Raw genomic sequence first — 20676 nt, 5'->3', positions numbered from 1 at the left:
AAACAGGATTGCCTTTGCCTGATTACGGTTTAACAATTTTTCAGCCTGCCACAAATATAAATAAAAAGGGCTAACGTTCAATTAAGCACGTAAGCCCCCATTACGCAAAACCGACGTCAGTGGTAGTATTTTATTTTGTGTCGGTTAGCTTAAAAATGGATAATCAATATACCCTTTTTCGCCACCACCAAACATTGTCGCTCTATCGGGTTGGTTTAAAGGTGCATTAAATTCAAAACGCTTTGGCAAATCTGGATTAGCCAAAAACGATACACCAAACGAAATTAGTTTAGCTATGCCTTTTTGTAATTCTACTTCTGCTGTTTCTTTATTGTAAGCTGTATTTGCAATAAGTTTATTCTTTGATAATTTCCCAAATAATTCAATTTCATCGTCTTTTGGATAATGAGCTAACAATGGAAACATTGGACTACGTTTCATAAGCTCAACAAATGCAAAATCCATTTTATTAAGCTCTTGTATTAAATAGGTAAATGTTTCAATTGGGTTATCTGAAATAATTCCTGCATACGGCTGCAAAGGAGAAATCTTAATACCAACTTTGTCGCCACCAATAGTATTAATCAATTCTTGCATCACTTCCAAAATAAAACGACTGCGATTTTCTACGCTTCCTCCGTATTCGTCAGTTCTTTGATTTGCGCTTTCTGCTAAAAATTGGTGGGGTAAATAGCCATTAGCTCCATGTAATTCCACCCCATCAAAACCTGCTTCAATTGCATTTTTAGCTGCTTGTCCGTAGTCTTTTACAATTTGTTTGATTTCTGATGTGGTTAATGCCTTTGGAGTTTCATATTCTTTTGGTCCTTGTGAAGTAAAGTGTTGCATACCACTTATGGCAATCGCCGATGGTGCTACTGGCAAAATTCCTTTTCTATCTATCGAATGCCCTACACGACCGGTATGCCAAAGTTGTGCATATATTAGCCCTCCTTTTTTATGAACGGCTTCTGTTACTTTTTTCCAAGCGTTTATTTGGTCTTGTGTATAAAGCCCTGGTGTCAATGGACTGCCGATTGCTTGTTCAGAAATATTTATGGCTTCTGTAAGAATAAGACCTGCACTGGCTCTTTGTTCATAATAAGTAATTGTTGATTTACCTACTACACCATTTATATTTGCTCTGCTTCTTGTCATAGCAGCCATTACCATTTTGTTTTTTAAGGTTTTATTACCTAATTGTATTGATTTTAATAATTCCATTTTATTTGTTTTTTTGTAATTAATCAATTAATCTACTTTTCAATTCTGGAAAACGTAATGCACTTGTAATCCAAATCAGAGCCTGAATTACAATAATGAAAACAAAGGGTTGGTGTGAAACAAATAATACAGCCATTGCACCGCCCATATATGCTATCATTAACAACGCACCAACCACACCTGTTCTTGGGAATAAAAATAATGCTGTGATTATCAGTTCTAATATTCCAAGACTAATCAAGTTTGAAATACCACCAACACCGTTAGCCATTTCTGCGTTTCCGCCCATCAGTTTAAAAATACCGCTTCCGATAAAAATAAATGATACTAAACCTGTTAGTATCCAAATGATAATATTCTTTGTTTTACTATTCATCTTTTTTTATAAATTTAAAAATCCTTTTGCAAAGATAAATAAGTTACTATATATTTGCTATTTATTACATAAAGAATAGTAGTTACAAAAAGAATAGCAATGAGCAATAAAAGTAAAAATCATAATGACGATTCTTGTAAAATGGCAAGAATGGCAATTCAAGATACGCTTGATATTGTAGGGGGAAAATGGAAGTTGGTCTTAATTTCTGTCTTACGAAATGGTAAAAGGAAATTCAACGAACTCTCAAAAGAAGTCAATATAAGCCCTCGAATTTTATCCAAGGAATTACAAGAATTGGAAGTGAATGGACTTGTCAGTAGAACAGTCTGCAATACTAAACCTGTTACCGTTGAATATGCTTTGACAGAATATAGTGAAACGCTTTCAAGTTGTATTAGCAATGCACAAATGGGGAATGGCTCACCGTAAAAAAGTTATTAAAAAGTAAAGAGTAATTTTCTGTGTCTCTAAAAAAACAACCGCTTGATAAAAACGGATAATAACACCTACGAGAATAATAAGAACGCCGACAGCAGTTTTGCAAAAAACAACTGATGACGGTTTGGAGTGTTCAACCAAAGTGCAGCACTCCCCACCTATTAATAAGAAAATAAATTTGAGAGAAAAAACAAAATCAGTTGTAAATATGCTTGTGAGTTGCTTATATTCGCCTGTCGGCGGTCAGGCTAAGAATAAACTAACAATAGCAAAATAAGAACAAACCAAACATTGAGAATATTTGTGCAATGCCAGATTTAAGTAAAACACGCTTGTTTAGAATGACTCATATTGAGAATATTCCGCATATTCTTCAAAATGGTATCACACATTCAGCTTCGGCAAATGCAAATCCTAATTTTGTTGCTATTGGGGATAATAGTTTGATTGCTACGCGTAATAGTTTTTTATTGAACAATGGCAAGTTGTTAGGAGATTACATTCCCTTTTATTTTGGGTATAGAACGCCAATGCTCTTTGTTATTCAAAAAGGTTTTAATATGGTTACGCCAACTCCCGCAGAAGACATTGTTTATTGTGTTAGTTCTGTTCAAAAAATGATAGATTTGAAATTGGATTTTGTTTTTACAGACGGTCACGCTATTGATGGTTTTACTTCTCAGTACACAAAGGGGGATATTCAAAATATTGATAGTCTAATAGACAAAAATGCTATCAATGCGAAATATTGGAAAGACGAAAATGACCTTGATATAAAACGTAGAAAAGAGGCAGAGTTTTTGGTTTTAGGAGATATTGTATGTGATGGGCTTCTAGGTTATGTCACTTACAATGAAATTGCAAAAAAACGGATAATTGACTTTGGAGCAGATGAATCCAAAGTAGTTGCTAAACCCGAATATTATTTTAAATTATGATACATTACAAAATAGGCAACCTATTAGAAAGCGAAGCTGATGCTTTGGTAAATACCGTAAATACAGTCGGTGTAATGGGAAAAGGCATTGCCTTACAGTTTAAAAATATGTTTCCCAACAACTTCAAACAATATGCCGATGCTTGTAAAAATAAAGAACTAACAATTGGGCAGTTATTAGTAACAGAAGAAAAATCACTATTATTAGGAAAGAAAATTATTATCAATTTCCCTACAAAAACTAATTGGCGATTGCCTTCTGAATATCAATATATTGAAGTGGGATTAAAGGCACTTGTAAACATTATCAAAGAAAAAAACATAAAATCAATAGCCATTCCACCACTTGGTGCAGGAAATGGAGGTTTAAATTGGAACAAAGTCAAGCAGATTTTGGAAAAATATTTGGCAGATATTGATTGCGATATCTATATCTATGAACCAAATGCTATGATACAAGAAGTCATAAAAAAAGAAAGAGTGAAATTAACACCAGCAAGAGCAATGCTACTCTCTGTATTGTATGATTTGGTTCGTAATGGTGAGTTTGTATCAGAGTTTGCCTCAGAAAAAATCGCTTATTTTCTCCAACGTTTTGGGGCGAAAGATGCTTTTAGGTTAGAGTTTCAACCAAATTTTTACGGACCCTATTCAGGCAAAGTAAAACACGTTTTGTATTATTTGAATGGAACTTATATAAAGGGGTACAGTTCAAAGGATAAAAAACCTTTTGAAGACTTGGAGTTAATTCCTGATGCTGAAAGTGATGTAAACCAGTTTTTAGATAAACCTGAAAATGAAAAATACAAAAATATTGTGAAAAAAACTAAATTGTTTTTGGCAGGATTTTATTCATCTTTTGCATTAGAATTGATTTCAACAGTAGATTATATTGTTTCGGAAAAGAAAGCCGATACAGAGGAAAAGATTATCAAAGAATTAGAAAGTTGGAGTGATAGAAAGAAAACATTATTTACCAACCCAAAATATATTCAAATAGCACTGAACAACTTAAATTCACATCTAAACTAAAAAAAGCCCGAACCGCCAACATTGCATTTGTGGCAAGGCGGGCAGAAGTGTTCGTATCAACTTACTACGCAATATCACGGGCGTATTATGGTGCTGGGGCAGGCACAAAATGACAAACAACCCATAACAAACATCAAAAAGAATGACTTTAAGCTGGAACGAAATAAAAGATAGAGCATTAAAATTCTCCAAAGAATGGGCGGACACTTCAAACGAAGAAGCAGATGCAAAACCATTTTTGGTGGAGTTCTTTAATGTGTTTGGTATTACGAGCAAACGTGTTTCTTCTTTTGAACACAGAGTAAAAAAACTAGACGACAAAGACGGTTACATTGACCTGCTTTGGAAAGGAATGATTTTAATTGAAATGAAAAGTCGCGGTAAAAACCTTGACAAAGCCTACCAACAAGCCAAAGACTATTTGCACGGACTGAAAGAACACGAACTACCGAAATTTATTCTGATTTCCGACTTTGAAAACTTCCGATTGTACGACCTCGAAACCTCCCCTGAACCCTCCACAGCAGGAGAATATATTGAATTTAAACTCAATGACCTTGTAACCCACGTTCAGCACTTCGGTTACCTTTTAGGGTATCAAAAAAAAATTTACAAAGAACAAGACCCCGCCAACATAAAAGCAGCCGAGTTGATGGGGAAACTGCACGACAGATTGGAAGAAATTGGCTACACAGGACACCCGTTAGAAGTTTACTTGGTTCGTATTTTGTTTTTATTGTTTGCCGAAGATACCACCATTTTCAACAAACAACAATTTCAAGACTATTTAGAACAACGAACAGCCGAAGACGGCAGCGACCTCGCAGCAAAATTGCAAGAACTTTTTCAGGTGCTCAACACACCCAAAGAAAAGCGTTTTAAAAATCTGGACGAGCAATTGGGCGGCTTTCCTTATGTAAACGGAAAATTGTTTGAAGAAATATTGCCTACCGCAAGTTTTGACCGCAATATGCGGCAAGCCTTATTAAATTGCTGTTATATTGATTGGAGCAAAATTTCGCCCGCTATTTTCGGCTCTATGTTTCAATGTGTAATGAACCCAAAAGAACGCCGAAACTTGGGCGCACACTATACCAGCGAAACCAACATTTTAAAACTTATCAAACCGCTTTTCTTGGACGAGCTTTGGAAAGAATTTGAAAACATAAAAGATAACAAAAACAAACTTCCTGAATTTCATAAAAAATTAAGCACACTCAAATTCCTAGACCCCGCTTGCGGTTGCGGAAACTTCTTGGTTATCACTTACCGCGAGTTGCGCCTCTTAGAGTTTGAAGTGTTGAAAGCTCTCAACAAATCAGGTCAAAAAGTTTTAGATGTCAGCCAAATTCTTTGGATAGATGTTGACCAATTTGCAGGTATTGAATACGAAGAATTTCCTGCCCGAATTGCCGAAGTTGCAATGTGGCTCATTGACCACCAAATGAATATGTTGGTGAGTAGTGAATTTGGACAATACTTTGTGCGTTTACCATTAAAAAAATCGGCAAATATTGTTCACGGAAATGCACTAAGAATTGATTGGGAAAACGTAGTTTCTAAAAACGACCTTTATTTTATTCTTGGAAATCCGCCATTCATAGGAAAGAAAGAACAAAAGCCCGAACAGAAAGCAGATATGGAAATGGTATTTGCAAATATTAAAGGGACAGGAGTTTTAGATTATGTAACAGCTTGGTATATAAAAGCGGCAAAATACATTCAAAACACAAAAATAAAAGTTGCTTTTGTTTCTACAAATTCAATTTGTCAAGGCGAACAAACAGGGTTGTTTTGGGGCTTAATGTTCAATAAATACAAAATCAAAATTCATTTTGCTCACCGAACTTTTAAATGGAGCAATGAAGCTAAAGGAAATGCAGCAGTATATTGTGTGATAATTGGCTTTGCCAACTACGATACTGCAAACAAGAGCATTTTTGAATATGAAGATATTAAAGGCGAAGCCCACGAAATAAAAGTAAAAAATATCAATCCTTTTTTAGTAGAAGGGAAAGACATTACAGTTGAGAACAGAAAATTTCCAATCTGTAAAGTTCCTGAAATGAATTATGGAAGTATGCCAATTGACGAAGGAAATTTAATTTTGACTGATGAAGAAAAAGAAGAAGCATTAAAAAATGAACCTCAAATTATAAGTGCAATTAAAAAATATACAGGTGGCGATGAGTTTATTAATAACAAAAAACGTTGGTGTTTATGGTTGCAGAATATTGAACCGTCTGTTTTAAAAAACTCTAAATTTATCCTTGATAGAATTGAAAAGACTAAGAAATTTAGATTAAGCAGTAATAGAGCAGCTACGAATAAACTTGCTGAAAAACCAATGCTTTTTGGAGAAATACGTCAGCCAGAAACCGAATTTCTGTTAATTCCAAAGGTTTCCTCTGAAAGAAGAAGATATATTCCTATTGGGTTTATTCAACCTGAAAATATTGTTAGCGGTACAGCACTAATAATTCCAAATGCAAATTTGTATTTGTTTGGAGTTTTAACTTCTTTAATGCACAATATTTGGATAAAATACATTTGTGGAAGAATGAAAAGTGATTTTAGATATTCCAAAGACATCGTTTACAATAACTTTCCTTGGCCAGAAAACCCAAGCGACAAACAAGTAAAAGCCATAGAAACAGCCGCACAAAAAGTATTAGATGCGAGGCTTCAATTCCCGAATAGTAGTTTGGCAGATTTATACGACCCTCTCACAATGCCGCCCGCCTTAGTAAAAGCACACAACGAATTGGACAAAGCCGTTGATTTGGCATACCGCCCGCAAGCATTTACGAGCGAAGCCAACCGAATGGAGTTTTTATTTGGATTGTACGAAAAATATACGGCAGACCTCTTTACAAAAGAGAAACCCCAAAAAACTAAAAAAACAACCGCTTGATAAAAACGGATAACAACACACCTACGAGAATAATAAGAACGCCGACAGCAGTTTTGCAAAAAACAACTGATGACGGTTTGGAGTGTTCAACCAAAGTGCAATGCCGCCGCCGCCCCAAAAAAAAACGGCTCAACTTTTGATATACCCCATCAATGCTGCATTTTTACCCTTTTTAAATCATTTTTAGGGTATTTTTGTTCATTAATTATCTTTTATCAATGTACGCCGAAATTATTTTACCGCTTGCTCTGCCGCAAATTTACACTTTTGCCGTTCCTGCCGCTTTGCAGTCGGCGGCACAGGTGGGGTGTAGGGCAGAAGTTCCTTTCGGCAAGCAAAAAGTATATGCAGGCCTCATCGCCCGCCTCTCGCCGCAATTACCCGAAGGCATCAAGCCCAAAGCCATATTGAGCATTTTAGACGAAAAGCCCCTCCTCCACCCCATTCACCTGCAACTGTGGCAGTGGATAGCCAACTACTATATGTGCTCGGTGGGCGAAGTGATGCACGCCGCCCTCCCCGCCGCCTTCAAATTGTCGGGCGAAAGCATCTTATCCGCTAATCCCCTTTTTTCGCACGACCTCAGCCTCCTGAGCGACGACGAATACCTCATCGCCGAAGCCTTGCAGCATCAAGCCGAACTCTCCCCCGAACAAATACGCAGCATTGTCAATAAAAAAAATATTTACCCGCTCATTCGCTCCTTGTTGGATAAAGGCGTGGTGTTGGTGAAAGAAGAATTGCAGGAACTCTACAAGCCCAAAACGGCAACTTTTGTGCGCCTGCAATCGCCTTACTCCCACGACGAAGAGGCACTGCGACAACTGTTTGACGAACTCGCCAAAGCTCCCAAACAATTAGAATTACTGATGGCTTACTGGCAACTCTCCAAAAGCAGCCAACAAAACGACATCGCCAAAAGCAAACTCCTCCAACGCACCGCCGCCTCCGATGCTTCGCTCAAATCTTTGGTAGAAAAAAAAGTATTTGCCCTCACAGAAAAAAAAGTGGACCGACTCGCCGATTCTATATCGGAAAATATCGCTCCTATCAGCTACGAACTCAACGACAGCCAGCAGCGTGCCCTGCAACTCTTACAGCAACATTTAGAAGAAAAAAACATCGCCCTGCTGCACGGTGTTACGTCAAGCGGAAAAACACAAGTATATATAGAATTGCTGCGCCGTACTATTGAGCAAGGCAAACAAGCCCTTTTTTTATTGCCCGAAATTGCACTAACAGCACAAATGATCAGCCGCCTGAAAAAAGTATTCGGCGACAAAGTGGGCATTTATCATTCCAAATTCAACGATGCCGAGCGCGTAGAAATCTGGAACAAAGTATTGAACAAAGAATATCAGATTGTTTTGGGCGCACGCTCGGCTTTGTTTTTGCCTTTTTCGGATTTGGGGCTGATAGTGGTGGACGAAGAACACGACAGTTCTTATAAGCAGTTTGACCCCGCACCGCGCTACCAAGCCCGCGATGTGGCGGTATATATGGGTACTTTGTTTCAATCAAAAGTGCTGCTGGGTTCGGCAAGCCCTTCCATTGAAAGCTACGCCAACGCCGCCTTCGGTCGCTATGGTTTGGTGGAAATGGCAGAACGCTACGGCGGTGTGCAGCCGCCCACTATTGAACTCATAGATTTGTCCTTGGCTTCGGTGCGGCAGCAAATGGTGTCTTTGTTCAGCAAGCCCCTTTTAGATGCCATTAAAGATACTTTGGCGAGCGAGGAGCAGGTGATTTTATTTAAAAACAGGCGCGGCTACGCTCCTTTTATTATGTGCAACGACTGCAACGCCGTACCCAAATGTGCGCGTTGCGATGTGAGCCTCACCTACCACAAAAACAGCCATATCCTCAAATGCCATTATTGCGGCTACCAAATTGCGGGCTTGTCGCAATGCCCCGATTGCGACTCTACCCATTTGCGCGAGCAGGGTTTTGGCACCGAAAAAATAGAAGACGAACTGCAATTGCTCCTGCCCGAAGTGCATTTGGGGCGTTTGGATTTTGATACGGCACAGAGCAAAACCGGTTTTTCAAAAATCATCAGCGACTTCGAGCAGAAAAAAACCCATATCTTGGTAGGTACGCAAATGGTGACAAAGGGCTTGGATTTTGATAATGTGGGATTGGTGGGTATTTTGAGTGCCGACCAACTCATTCATTTTCCGAATTTCAGGGCGGCAGAACGCGCCTTTCAGTTGATGCTTCAGGTGAGCGGCAGGGCAGGCAGGCGCGACAAACAGGGAAAGGTATTGATACAGACCACGCTACCCGCACACCCCTTATTTGAATACCTCCAAAGCGGCGATTTTAAGAATTTTTATATAGAAGAAGTGCGCCAACGCCAGCAATGGCATTATCCGCCCTATACCCGCCTCATCAATATTACCCTCAAACACAAAAACCGCGAACTGCTCAACGATGCTTCTTTTATTTTTGCGGAGGAGTTGCGCCGCGAACTCAAAGATGCCGTTTTGGGACCCATCTCGCCCCTCATCAGCCGTATCCGCAATTTTTATTTGCGCGAAATCACCCTCAAACTCCCCCGCGACCCGCACATCATTCGCACCGGAAAAGCGCACCTCCAAACCACCATGCAGCGCATGCAACAAGACCCCAAATACAAAAGCGTCATCACCCAATTGGATATAGACCCTATGTAATTTCGGACTGATTTTAAAGATAAAATACAGCATTTCTATATTTTTTTGTACTTTCGCGGCACTCCAAAACTACACTCTATGGTGCGCTGCTTGCTGTTGCTCCTGTACTTTGCAGGGTATTTTTCTGCCTGTGCTCAGGTGCAGTTGAATGAAATTTGCTTTCATAATTATTTTCTTTTTGCTGATCAGGACAAAGATTATCCTACTTGGTTAGAACTCTACAACAATAGTGCTGCTGTGGCAAATTTAGAGGGTTTTTATTTGAGCGATAATACCAAACAAGCGCGAAAATGGCGTATTCCCGATGTGCAAATGCAGCCTTACAGCTATCTTATTGTTTTTTTGTCGGGAAAAAACAAATTGGATTGTACCGAAAATAGTGGAATTCCCAACCGTTTTTTACATACCAATTTTAAAATTGATGAAAAAGATACCCTGCTCCTGAGCAATGCGGCGGGCGAAAAAACAGATGCTGTAGGCTTGCGCGAAGTGCGCTTTGGACACGCTTACGGCAGAGTAGGCGACAGCCGAACGATGGGCTGGGCTATTTTTGAAAACCCCACTCCCAAAAAATCCAACAACACCTCCCTGCCCTATCAGTGCTACACCAAAAGCCCCGAAATTATCGGCGAATCGGGGTTTTATCAAAAAAGAAATGTGGGTGATGATAGAGAGCGACCCCGAACAGGACGTGTATTATACCACCGACGGCAGCGAGCCTACCTCGCGCTCAAAACGCTATCAGGAGCCTGTCATTATCAACAGTTCTCAAATGATAAAAGCGGTGGCTTACAGCCGCACCTGCCTGCCCAGTGAAGTGGTGGAGCGCACTTATTTGTTTGAAAAAAAACCAAGCCTTCCGGTGGTGTTTTTAACCGGAAATGTCGGCGATTGGTTCAGCGTGGAGCGCGGCATCTACGAAAAAGGAATGTATGCCGAGCCGCAACCGCCGCACCACGGAGCTAATTTTTGGCAAGATTGGACAATTCCGGTATTTTTTGAGTGGTTGGATGAAAAAGGCGACCTGCGTTTTCATCAGAAAGCAGGAGCAAAAATTCACGGAGCCGGCTCACGGGCTTTTGATATGAAAAGTTTGCAAATAAAAGCACTCGGCGGTTTATACGGCAATAGGTTTAAATTTTCTTTTTTTCCGCAACAAGCCCAAAAATCGTACCGCAATGTATTGCTCAAAAATTCGGGGCAAAATTTTAAACTCTCACATCTCAATGACCCGCTTATACACGAACTCATCGCCCCGCTCGGAACGGTAGATGTACAGCAATATCGTCCGGTAGTGGTATATATCAACGGAAGATACTGGGGTATTCACGACCTGCGCGACAAAGCCGACAAGTATTATTTAGCCGAAAAATACGGCATAAAAGCCAAAAGTGTTGAAATAGTAGAAGGCTGCGGATTGGAAGCGGTAGATGGCACAACGGAGCATTTCAGGGCAATGCGCGATTATATTTTCAACAATGATTTATCGGCTTTGCAGCACTACGAGTGGGTAAAAGCACATTTGAATATTGAAAATTTTTGTGATTATATGATTACCAATCTGTATGTCGTGAACAAAGATTGGCATCAGTCGGGGAATGTGCGGGCGTGGCGCAGCCCCGAATATGACGGCGGCAGGTGGCATTTTTTTCTCACCGACTTGGATATTTCTATGGGGCATATCGGTATGGCTGGCGAAAACAACTTAATGGAAATATTCAATGCCAATTCGCCGCAAGCGAAAATGCTGAAAATGTTGCTTCAAAATCCCGATTTTAAAAAATATTTCACCCAACGCTTCAACGATTTGCTCAACAGCACCTTTGCGCCGGAGCACGTATTGGCGACATTGGAGCGGCTCGCGGCGCAGTTAGAACCCGAAATGCCGCGTCATTGCGGACGATGGGGTATGTCGGTGGTGGAATGGAAAGAAAAATATGTGGGCGAAATCGTCACTTTTGCCAAACTGCGCACCGCCATCATTCGCCGCTACCTGCGCGAACAACTCCTGTTGGGCAGCGAAATAAAAATGGTGAGCAGCGTAGAGCCTCCGGCTTCGGGCAGCATCGCCATCAACACCTATTTTCCGACCCAATATCCTTTTACAGGCATCTATTTCAGTGCTCAAAATATCGACCTCAACGCCTACCCTGCCGAGGGCTACCGCTTTGCTTATTGGGAGCTTGGCAACAGCCGCATCAAAGAAAGCTGCGTTTCTGTTCCGCTGCGCGACAGCTCGGTAGTAAAAGCGCATTTTGAAAAACAATAAAAAAATGCGATACCCACAGACGACTGCGGCGGCTCTGTGAAGTTTGTTTTATATGGTTTATTTTTTATACCAACTTGTAATAGTAGTGCATTTTTCTGCGGGTGATGTATATTTGTATTGATTTTGCGGCAATGTGGGTTTATTTATCAAACAAAATATATTCCTTATTATCAAAATGAAAATTGAAAAATTGAAAAATTGAAAAACGAGTATATAAAAGCACTCAAAGAATTGGAGTGGCAAACAGACTTCAAGAAAGTTGAGGCTTTATTAAAGCCTGCCATAAAAATAAATAAAAAGACTTCAATAGGAGGCAGTCAATTAGGTTTGTCAAGATTTGGAGGCACACCAGACCTGCCCCTCGGAATGGATTGGCCTACATTTGCGGGAAACTCGTTGATTTTTTTGGCGCAAATAAATTTGGAAGAAATTAAAATGTATGATATTGACAATGAGCTTCCTGATAAAGGAATTATATATTTTTTCATACACTCCGACAAACCCGATGCCGAAGAGCAAGTTGTTTCTGACAACAAAAAAAGATACAGGGTGCTTTACTCGGAAAACAATGAACTGAAAAATATTGACTTTCCGAAAGAATTTACCTCTGAATATCATTTTAAGCCGGTACGAATGGAGTTTCAATCTTTTTATACCTTCCCGTCAGGAGAAACTTTAGAAATAGAATCCTTAGAAGAGGAAGACCGAGATAATTCATATATTTTTAATGATGAATATGGTAATCATGAAGGTGAGCAGGTTTTAGGATATACAATGCCGATTCAGTACGATGTTACCTGGGATTGGGCATTTTCGTATTTAGACTTCAAAACGCATAAATCAAATGAGGCTGGTAATGCTAAAATAGATGCTATTCGTCCTGAATTTGTTACGCTTCTTCAAGTTTCTATGGAAAATTTCTATATAGGTTTTGATAGAATTGTAACCGCCATCGGCTATTTTGGAATTACAAAAGATGATTTAAAGAATAAAAATTTTGATAAGGCAATATTAGTTTTTCAAGATACCTAGTAATTACAGCGTATAATAGTGGTTCTGCTGCGGTCGGATACTGAACACTAAGTGCCATCGTGTGCAAACTTTTTAGCTTTGGCAAATTCATTTCTCTGGCACTTTTTGCTGGACTTGCAGGAGCCGGATTTTGGGGAATAAACGGACTTCTAATAGAGTCAGCAAGACTGAATATTAAAACAATTACTATTGTATTTCTGCTTTCAGGGCTTTCATTGCCAATTTGGATAATTTTGACGGAAAATATATTTTCAAAGACATTCACAAACGTTGAATTGGTTAAACAATCTGGGGCAATGTTGTTTTGGATGGCATTAACGACAATTGGAATGTGTTTATCAATCAACCTATCTAAAAAGAGGTAGTTAAAAGTTGCTATAAATCAAGCATTAAAAAAACTACTCGTCAAGGCTGACATCTTTGTAGAAATATAAAACCCTATCCTCCCAAATCCGTTTGTCTGCTCTAAAAAAAACGGGCATAAAGTTCAGTGAGAACTTTTATGCCCGTTTTTTTTATCATTTAAACACTTTTTTAATCTTAGCGCACCAAAGTAATATTTCCGCGTACTATTTTCTCTTTTCCGCTTTCATAATTCGCTTTGATATACAAAGTATAAACGCCCATTTCCGCATCTTTTCCCTCATAAGTACCGTCCCAGTAAAAATCCAACTGATCGTCTTCAAATACGATATTTCCCCAGCGATTGGCTATCAGCACCTGAATGCTGCTCACTTTATTGCTGCCGCTGATACGGAACACATCGTTCATATTATCGCCATTCGGTGAAAACGCACTCGGAACTTCAATATATTCTATTTCGGGAGCAATGGTCTGTGGACAATTGTAAGGGGTGCTTTCTGTTATTGAAAAACAATCGCCTGCATTATAAGTGATTTGCCAGTCGATGCTGCCACTATCGCCGGGCAATACCTGAGAAGGCACTGTGCTGAGTGGCGTAATGACATAATTGCTGCATAAGCCGCTAATGGTAGGCACATTACATTCGTTCACCGTTTCAATAATCTGCGAGCTGTTGTAATCAGGATATACTTGTACATCTATTGTTCCGGCGGCAACTGGTGTAGTGCCACACAATACCGCAACGTATAAAGTTAAATTCTGTATGTCGCAGGCATCGGAGTTGTCGGCACTGAAAGTAGCGGTGTTGAGTACCGTAGTAAGGGCTGCATTGCTGTACCAAGCTATGCCATTTGACAAATTGTCGGGGTCGTCAAAGGTAATTGATGCTTCGGCTGCCGCAAAATCTACCGTCTCGCCATTGCAAAGTGTTGTATCTACACTCGCAGCATTGGTAATTGTAGGGCAAGCAGAGCAATCTATCAATGATATTGTCAATGTTGCATCGTCAGAACAACCGTTATTGTCCACCGTATAAGTGTAAGTGCCCGCTGCATCGGAAGTGGGGTCAAAATTGCCGCTAATGGTAGTACCGACACCATTTGTCCATACACCTCCGCTATCAGGATTTCCCTGCATCAAATCAATCAATGCCACTGTATTGCCGTTAGAGCAGAGGTCTGCTGTACTGTTGTTTCCGGCAGAAGGTGGTGCAATAGCCGTACCCGCACAAGGCACACAAATAGTTCCGTCACTCAGCAATACAACCTCTTCATCATTTAATGTACAAGGATTATTATCATCACAAGGTTGCACCACAGTTTGTCTGCCCACACAGGAAGTAGGTGTACCTGCACAAGGGTTGCACACACTGCCGTCACACGTCAATATGGTTTCTTCGTCATTGATGGTATTGGCATCGTTGTCATTACAAGGTTGAGTGGTCGTTGCGCCTGCTGTGTTACAAGTAATCGGCGTTCCGGCACAAGGCACACAGACCGTTCCATCGCTCACCAATACGGTTTCTTCGTCATTATTGGTACAATCACTATTATCATCACAAGCCTGTACTACCGTGGGGCTGCCCGCACAGGAAGTCGGTGTACCCGCACAAGGGCTGCACACACTGCCGTCACACGTCAATATGGTTTCTTCATCATTGATGGTATTCGCATTGCCGTCATCGCAAGACTGTGTAGTCGTTGCACCTGCTGTGTTGCAAGTAATCGGCGTTCCGGCGCAAGGTATACATACTGTTCCATCGCTCACCAATACGGTTTCTTCGTCATTATTGGTACAATCACTATTATCATCACAAGCCTGTACTACCGTGGGGCTGCCCACACAGGAAGTTGGTGTACCCGCACAAGGGTTGCACACACTGCCGTCACAAGTCAATATGGTTTCTTCGTCATTGATGGTATTGGCATCGTTGTCGTTGCAAGGTTGTGTTGTTGTTGCACCTGCACTATTACACGTAATCGGCGTTCCGGCGCAAGGTACACATACTGTTCCATCGCTCACCAATACGGTTTCTTCGTCATTATTAGTACAATCGTCATTATCATCACAAGACTGCACTACCGTAGGACTGCCCGTACAAGAAGTTGGTGTGCCTGCACAAGGGCTACACACACTGCTGTCACACGTCAATATCGTTTCTTCGTCATTGATGGTATTGGCATCGTTGTCGTCGCAAGGTTGTGTTGTTGTTGCGCCTGCGCTATTGCAAGTAATCGGCGTTCCGGCGCAAGGTACACATACTGTTCCATCACTCACCAATACGGTTTCTTCGTCATTATTAGTACAATCGTCATTATCATCACAAGCCTGCACTACCGTAGGGCTGCCCGCACAGGAAGTAGGTGTACCCGCACAAGGGCTGCACACACTGCCGTCACAAGTCAATATGGTTTCTTCGTCATTGATGGTATTCGCATCGTTGTCGTTGCAAGGTTGTGTTGTTGTTGCACCTGCACTATTACAAGTAATCGGCGTTCCGGCACAAGGTGTACATACTATATTTGTTCCCTGAATTACTTCCTCGGTATCATTTGCGGTACAAGCACTGCCGTCATTGCAGGATTGTGCCACCAAAACAATACCTACACTGTTACAAGTAGCAGATGTTCCGGCGCAAGGGCTGCAAATAATACTATTATCACAAACCAATACTTCTACTTCATCATTTAAAGTGGCAGCATCGCCGTCATCGCAAGCCAGCATTTCGGTAGCACCGCCATTGGCACAGGTAATCGGGGTGCCTGCACAGGGTTCGCACACAATGCTTGTACCCTGAATAACACCTTGTATATCATTATTGGTGCAAGCATCATTATCATTACAAGGCTGATTGACAATAACAATACCCGGAGAAGCACAAGTGGCAGATGTTCCGGCACAAGGGCTACAAACAATGCTGTTATTACATACCAATACTTCTTCCTGATCATTGAGTGTGGCAGCATCGCCGTCATCGCAAGCCAGCATTTCGGTAGCACCGCCATTGGCACAGGTAATCGGGGTGCCTGCACAAGGTTCACACACAATGCTTGTACCCTGAATAATATCTTCCATATCATTGGTGGTGCAATCATCGCCGTCATCGCAGCTTTGTTGTACAATCACTACTCCTGCTCCACTGCAAGTAGCCGGTGTACCGGCACAGGGCGTACAAATTATTGTATTATCACATACCAGCACCTCGGCTTGGTCGTTGAGGGTGGCAGCATCATTGTCATTACAACTTACCATTTCGGTAGCACCGCCATTGGCGCAGGTAATCGGAGTACCCGCGCAGGGTACACACACAATGCTTGTACCCTGAATAATGCTTTCTTCGTCATTAGAAGTACAATCATCGCCATCATCACAACTCTGTTGCACAATCACTACACCCGGACTGCTACAAGTAGCGGCAGTTCCGGCACAAGGTGTACAAATAACGCTGTTATCACAGACCAATACCTCTACCTCATCATTTAAAGTAGCAGCATCACCATCATCGCAAGTAAGAATTTCGGTAGCACCGCCATTGGCGCAGGTAATCGGGGTGCCCGCGCAAGGCTCACAAATGGTAGTAGTGCCCTGAATAATTTGTTGTACGTCATTTTCGGTACAAGCATCGTTATCGTTGCAGGGTTGAGATACTAATGTTATTCCCGCACTGTTGCAGGTAGCAGAAGTACCCGCGCAAGGCGTACATATAATTGTATTATCGCACACCAATACTTCGGCTTCGTCATTTACGGTATTGGCATTGTTGTCATTACAAGCAATTAATTCGGTAGCACCGCCGTTGTCGCAGGTGGTGGGTTCGGTGGCGCAAGCGCAAACGGAACTATCCCAATATTCGTAACCGTTGGAGCAGTCATTATCAGAGCAGCCGCCAGCGGGTTCGGAAGGAATATTGCCGTCGCTTTCGCATACACAAATGGTACTGTTCCATATTTCTGCGCCGTTGCAGTTATCACCGTCATCGTTGCAGGTGATATCGGGTAAAGAATTAGGGTCAAGGGCACATTCGCACAATATACCATCGCCATCTATATCAAAAGTGCTGTCCCATACTTCTTCGCCATTCTCGCAGATATTATCACTACAACCGACGGCAGGTTCTTGCGGTATGGTGTTGGGGTCGGAAACACAAGCGCAATCTACTGTACCATTTCCGTCTAAATCGCCTGTGTTCTGGTCTTCATATACTTCTTCGCCATTACAATTATCGCCGTCATCTGCGCAGGCGGGCGGATAGGGAAAGGGAGCATTGACATTGGTACATTCGCAATCGCTGTTGAGTTGTTCTATACCATTTTGGCAATTCCCGTCATCTGCGCAGGGGTCTATCCATACTACCTGAATGGGGTAGGCATCATAGCAGCCTGATGTTCCCTGACTGACTGCATAATAAGTCAAGTTCAAACCGGGTCCCAAAGAAGGCGTAGGCGATACCAAAGTAGCAGCAGAAGGAGGCAATGCGCTGTAAAATTGTACTGCTCCGCCATCTGTCACCGATAATCCTGCATTATTCAAATCCACATTCGGGCTGACAGAACAATATTTCAAAGTGTCTTTTTGCGCCGTTATTTTGGGTTCTATATTACCACAAGGGCAAGTGTTGAAAGTATTGAAAATGGTAATGGTATAGGTATTAGACATATCCTGACAAGTACCCACTTGTCCCCAACCGCCTGTATCGCCGTCTTCGCTGATAGAGAAAGTAATATCGGTGGTAAAATCGGTAGGAACGGGAGAAAGCGGGCAAAAAGTGAGGGTAAATTGAAAGGCATTAGTGGTAAATGACGTATTACAACCACTGGTAGCCGGAAAACCCCAGTTGTCGGAAGGGTCGCCGTCCACATCAGAGCCTGCTATGGAAGTTCCACCGGTAGAACATTCGCCGGTAGCGGGGTCGTAGCTGCTGCCATCGTCACCGGGACCATCGTAATAATACCCTGCCCCCCCTGTATTACCGCTACAAATACCGGTTACGCCGTTGGGCATATAAATCCAATCGCCACTGGGTCCACTGTCTTCCGACCAGTTGGCGGCGGTGCTGGACGACCAGTTCAAGCCGTGTACCCACGCACAAGACGAGCCGCCGATAAAGGTAAAACGATAACCTACAGTTACAGTTACGGTACCCGAACTGGTAGCAATGATATTGAGGGGTTCGTTGTTGCTGATGGAGCCTGTTGATTGACCGATACCTGCTCCGTAGTTCGTGGGTTCTACATAACCGTTTTGAACCGAAACAATAGAAAGTGTAGCACCTTGCAGGTCGCAGTTTTGCGCTGTCATCTCTTTTGTACCCAAAAGCAACAGAACAAAAAACGACCAAAAGAAGTAAATAAATCTCATATTATAAGGGTGTGTTTTTGTTGAAAGGGCGATAGAATAGCTTGTTTGGCAAAATAAAGCGATAAAAATAATTATATTTTTAGATATACAGATACTTTGAAAAGCGACTTTATAAAAATAAGACAAAAAAAAAGTATGTTTTTGTCTTATAACCCATTCCAAAAATAAAAAAAATTAAATGACAAGTATTCGTCTAAAATTGCTTTATACTTAATAAGTTAATATAAATGATTAATAATCAGATACTTATATTCTTTCACAACTTATAACTGATTATTTACAGCTGCTTATTATTTATTTATCTGATAATTTCGGATTGTTGCGGTGTCTTTGGCGGTCTCTTTGGGTTTTCTTCTCCAAATTGCGTTGCAATGCCTCTGTTAAGTCTATTTTACATTGATTGGCGAGACATATCAACACAAAAAGCACATCTGCCATTTCATCGGGCAGGTTTTTTGCCTCGTCGCTGTTTTTAAATGATTGCTCGCCATAGATACGCGCCATCAGCCGCGCTACTTCGCCGACCTCTTCCATCAAAATGGCGGTATTGGTAAGCTCGTTGAAATAGCGCACTCCTATATTTTTTATCCACTCATCTACTTGTTGTTGGGCGGCGCGCAAAGTAAGTTCTTGGTGCATTTCAGTATTCATTGTACATTTTTTCTTTATTCTCTGTTTTTAGAATCCATCACAATTGTCACGGGACCGTCATTGAGCAATTTTACTTTCATATCTGCTCCAAATTCGCCGCAGGCTACGGGTTTTCCCAAATATTCAGCCACAGTTTTTTTAAACGCTTCGTATAAAGGAATGGCGGTAGCGGGTTTGGCGGCTTTGATGAAAGAAGGGCGATTGCCTTTTTGGGTGGAGGCGTGCAGCGTAAACTGACTGATGAGCAATATGTCGCCGCCGCTATCCTGTACAGAATGGTTCATTTTTCCTTCCTCATCGCCAAAAATACGCAACTGCACTATTTTTTTACTTAAATATTGAATGTCGGCTTCGGTGTCGGCTTCTTCAATGCCGAGCAATACCAACAGGCCTCCGGCAATTTCGCCTTTTATTTTTCCTTCAATGCTCACGGAGGCTTCGCTCACCCTTTGAATAACTGCTCGCATAATAAAAATGATGATGTGATGACGGGATTATTTTTAAAAAAACGGATGTAAAATGCTGTATTTTCTCAACACTTACAAGGATTGAAGGCTTTTTCACAACAAAATATGCTCTATTCGTCTGCTGCAATTGAAAAGGAATCGGCATCTTGCCACGCCGGAAACTCCTCCCGAAAACGCTGCAAAGCCGACCACGACAACTGCGCCTGTACGATGCTGCTCTGGTGCTGTGCTTCGGTGAGGGTATCGCCTCTGAAATCAATAATGGCACTGTCGCCGCTGTGATACACGCCCTTGCCGTCAGTGCCTACGCGATTGACGGCGCACACAAAAGTTTGGTTTTCGATGGCGCGGGCACGCAGCAGGGTGCGCCACGCAAAACGCCGCATCTGAGGCCAATTGGCTACATACAGCAGTAGATCGTAGGGATTGGCGGGTTGGCGACTCCACACCGGAAAACGCAAATCGTAGCATATTTGCGGGCAGATGCGCCAGCCTTTATAAGAAAAAACAACAGCTTGCGTGCCGGCGGTGTAGGTATGGTGTTCGTTGCCCATACGAAAAAGGTGGCGTTTGTTGTAGCTGTGGATATTTCCCTGTTCATCGCAAAAAACAAAGCGATTGTAAAATTTTCCGTTTTCGGCTATAATGAGGCTGCCGCACACGGCGCATTGTTTGGCGGCGGCTTGCGCTTGCAGCCATTGCAGCGACTCGCCCTGAAGTGTTTCGGCACAGGCGGCGGCGTTCATCGTGAAGCCGGTGGCAAACATTTCGGGCAAGATGATAATATCGGCTTCTTGTATTGCCTCTAATTGCAGCGTGAGGGCGGCGCGGTTGGCGGCGGCATTTTCCCAGTGCAAATCACTTTGCACCAAAGCCAAGCGCAGGTCCTTTGTTGTCGGGGGCATATCCATACCATTTTTTTTTAACAGGATAAAGA

General features: G+C 41.8%; 14 protein-coding genes and 1 pseudogene. 9 read left to right on the top strand and 6 right to left on the bottom strand.

Features of this window, described 5'->3' with window-relative positions; translation table 11 throughout:
• Nucleotides 1-144 precede the first annotated feature (144 nt).
• Both IPL35_13810 and IPL35_13805 read right to left on the bottom strand, forming a co-directional pair.
• Nucleotides 145-1224 (bottom strand): alkene reductase, encoded by a 1080-nt coding sequence (locus tag IPL35_13810; GenBank protein MBK8444414.1) that lies wholly within the window; start codon nt 1222-1224, stop codon nt 145-147.
• Between the two features lie 19 nt (nt 1225-1243).
• Nucleotides 1244-1600 (bottom strand): DoxX family protein, encoded by a 357-nt coding sequence (locus IPL35_13805; protein MBK8444413.1) that lies wholly within the window; start codon nt 1598-1600, stop codon nt 1244-1246.
• A 99-nt stretch (nt 1601-1699) separates the two neighbouring features.
• On the opposite strand from IPL35_13805, the pseudogene IPL35_13800 reads away from it, so the two are divergent.
• The 9 genes and pseudogenes from IPL35_13800 to IPL35_13760 all read left to right on the top strand — a co-directional run bounded on the left by IPL35_13800 (nt 1700) and on the right by IPL35_13760 (nt 13265).
• Nucleotides 1700-2051: pseudogene (locus IPL35_13800) on the top strand (helix-turn-helix transcriptional regulator).
• A 298-nt stretch (nt 2052-2349) separates the two neighbouring features.
• A complete protein-coding gene (locus IPL35_13795; GenBank protein ID MBK8444412.1) occupies nt 2350-2979 on the top strand; it encodes a DUF4433 domain-containing protein in 630 nt (209 codons plus the stop codon).
• Nucleotides 2976-4010, top strand: coding sequence for a macro domain-containing protein (locus tag IPL35_13790; protein MBK8444411.1), 1035 nt, complete (start codon nt 2976-2978; stop codon nt 4008-4010). The genes IPL35_13795 and IPL35_13790 overlap by 4 nt, the downstream gene beginning before the upstream one ends.
• Before the next feature lie 142 nt (nt 4011-4152).
• Nucleotides 4153-6924 (top strand): class I SAM-dependent DNA methyltransferase, encoded by a 2772-nt coding sequence (locus tag IPL35_13785; GenBank protein MBK8444410.1) that lies wholly within the window; start codon nt 4153-4155, stop codon nt 6922-6924.
• Nucleotides 6921-7064, top strand: a complete 144-nt coding sequence (locus IPL35_13780) for a hypothetical protein (protein ID MBK8444409.1) — start codon at nt 6921-6923, stop codon at nt 7062-7064. Before IPL35_13785 ends, IPL35_13780 begins: the two co-directional genes overlap by 4 nt.
• Nucleotides 7065-7142: 78 nt before the next feature.
• Complete coding sequence (priA, locus tag IPL35_13775; protein ID MBK8444408.1) at nt 7143-9599, top strand: primosomal protein N'; 2457 nt, start codon at nt 7143-7145, stop codon at nt 9597-9599.
• 664 nt (nt 9600-10263) lie between these two features.
• Nucleotides 10264-11868 (top strand): CotH kinase family protein, encoded by a 1605-nt coding sequence (locus tag IPL35_13770; GenBank protein MBK8444407.1) that lies wholly within the window; start codon nt 10264-10266, stop codon nt 11866-11868.
• Nucleotides 11869-12066: 198 nt separating this feature from the next.
• Nucleotides 12067-12900, top strand: coding sequence for a DUF1963 domain-containing protein (locus IPL35_13765; GenBank protein ID MBK8444406.1), 834 nt, complete (start codon nt 12067-12069; stop codon nt 12898-12900).
• 59 nt (nt 12901-12959) lie between these two features.
• A complete protein-coding gene (locus IPL35_13760) occupies nt 12960-13265 on the top strand; it encodes a hypothetical protein (GenBank protein MBK8444405.1) in 306 nt (101 codons plus the stop codon).
• Between the two features lie 175 nt (nt 13266-13440).
• On the opposite strand, the gene IPL35_13755 is transcribed toward IPL35_13760, so the two are convergent.
• The 4 genes from IPL35_13755 to IPL35_13740 form a co-directional block, all read right to left on the bottom strand.
• Nucleotides 13441-18621 carry a gliding motility-associated C-terminal domain-containing protein gene (locus IPL35_13755; protein ID MBK8444404.1) on the bottom strand — a complete coding sequence of 1727 codons (5181 nt, stop codon included), beginning with the start codon at nt 18619-18621 and terminating at the stop codon, nt 13441-13443.
• Nucleotides 18622-18915: 294 nt separating this feature from the next.
• Nucleotides 18916-19260, bottom strand: a complete 345-nt coding sequence (locus IPL35_13750; GenBank protein ID MBK8444403.1) for a nucleotide pyrophosphohydrolase — start codon at nt 19258-19260, stop codon at nt 18916-18918.
• Nucleotides 19261-19286: 26 nt separating this feature from the next.
• Nucleotides 19287-19739: a D-tyrosyl-tRNA(Tyr) deacylase gene (locus IPL35_13745; GenBank protein ID MBK8444402.1), complete on the bottom strand. Its 453-nt coding sequence runs from the start codon at nt 19737-19739 to the stop codon at nt 19287-19289.
• Nucleotides 19740-19849: 110 nt separating this feature from the next.
• Nucleotides 19850-20644: an amidohydrolase gene (locus IPL35_13740; GenBank protein MBK8444401.1), complete on the bottom strand. Its 795-nt coding sequence runs from the start codon at nt 20642-20644 to the stop codon at nt 19850-19852.
• Between the last annotated feature and the right edge of the window lie 32 nt (nt 20645-20676).

The organism is Sphingobacteriales bacterium, from assembly GCA_016711285.1.
Classification (GTDB): domain Bacteria; phylum Bacteroidota; class Bacteroidia; order Chitinophagales; family UBA2359; genus JADJTG01.
Note: the sequence above shows the minus strand (reverse complement) of the source record. Positions and strands in the feature narration are given on the sequence as shown.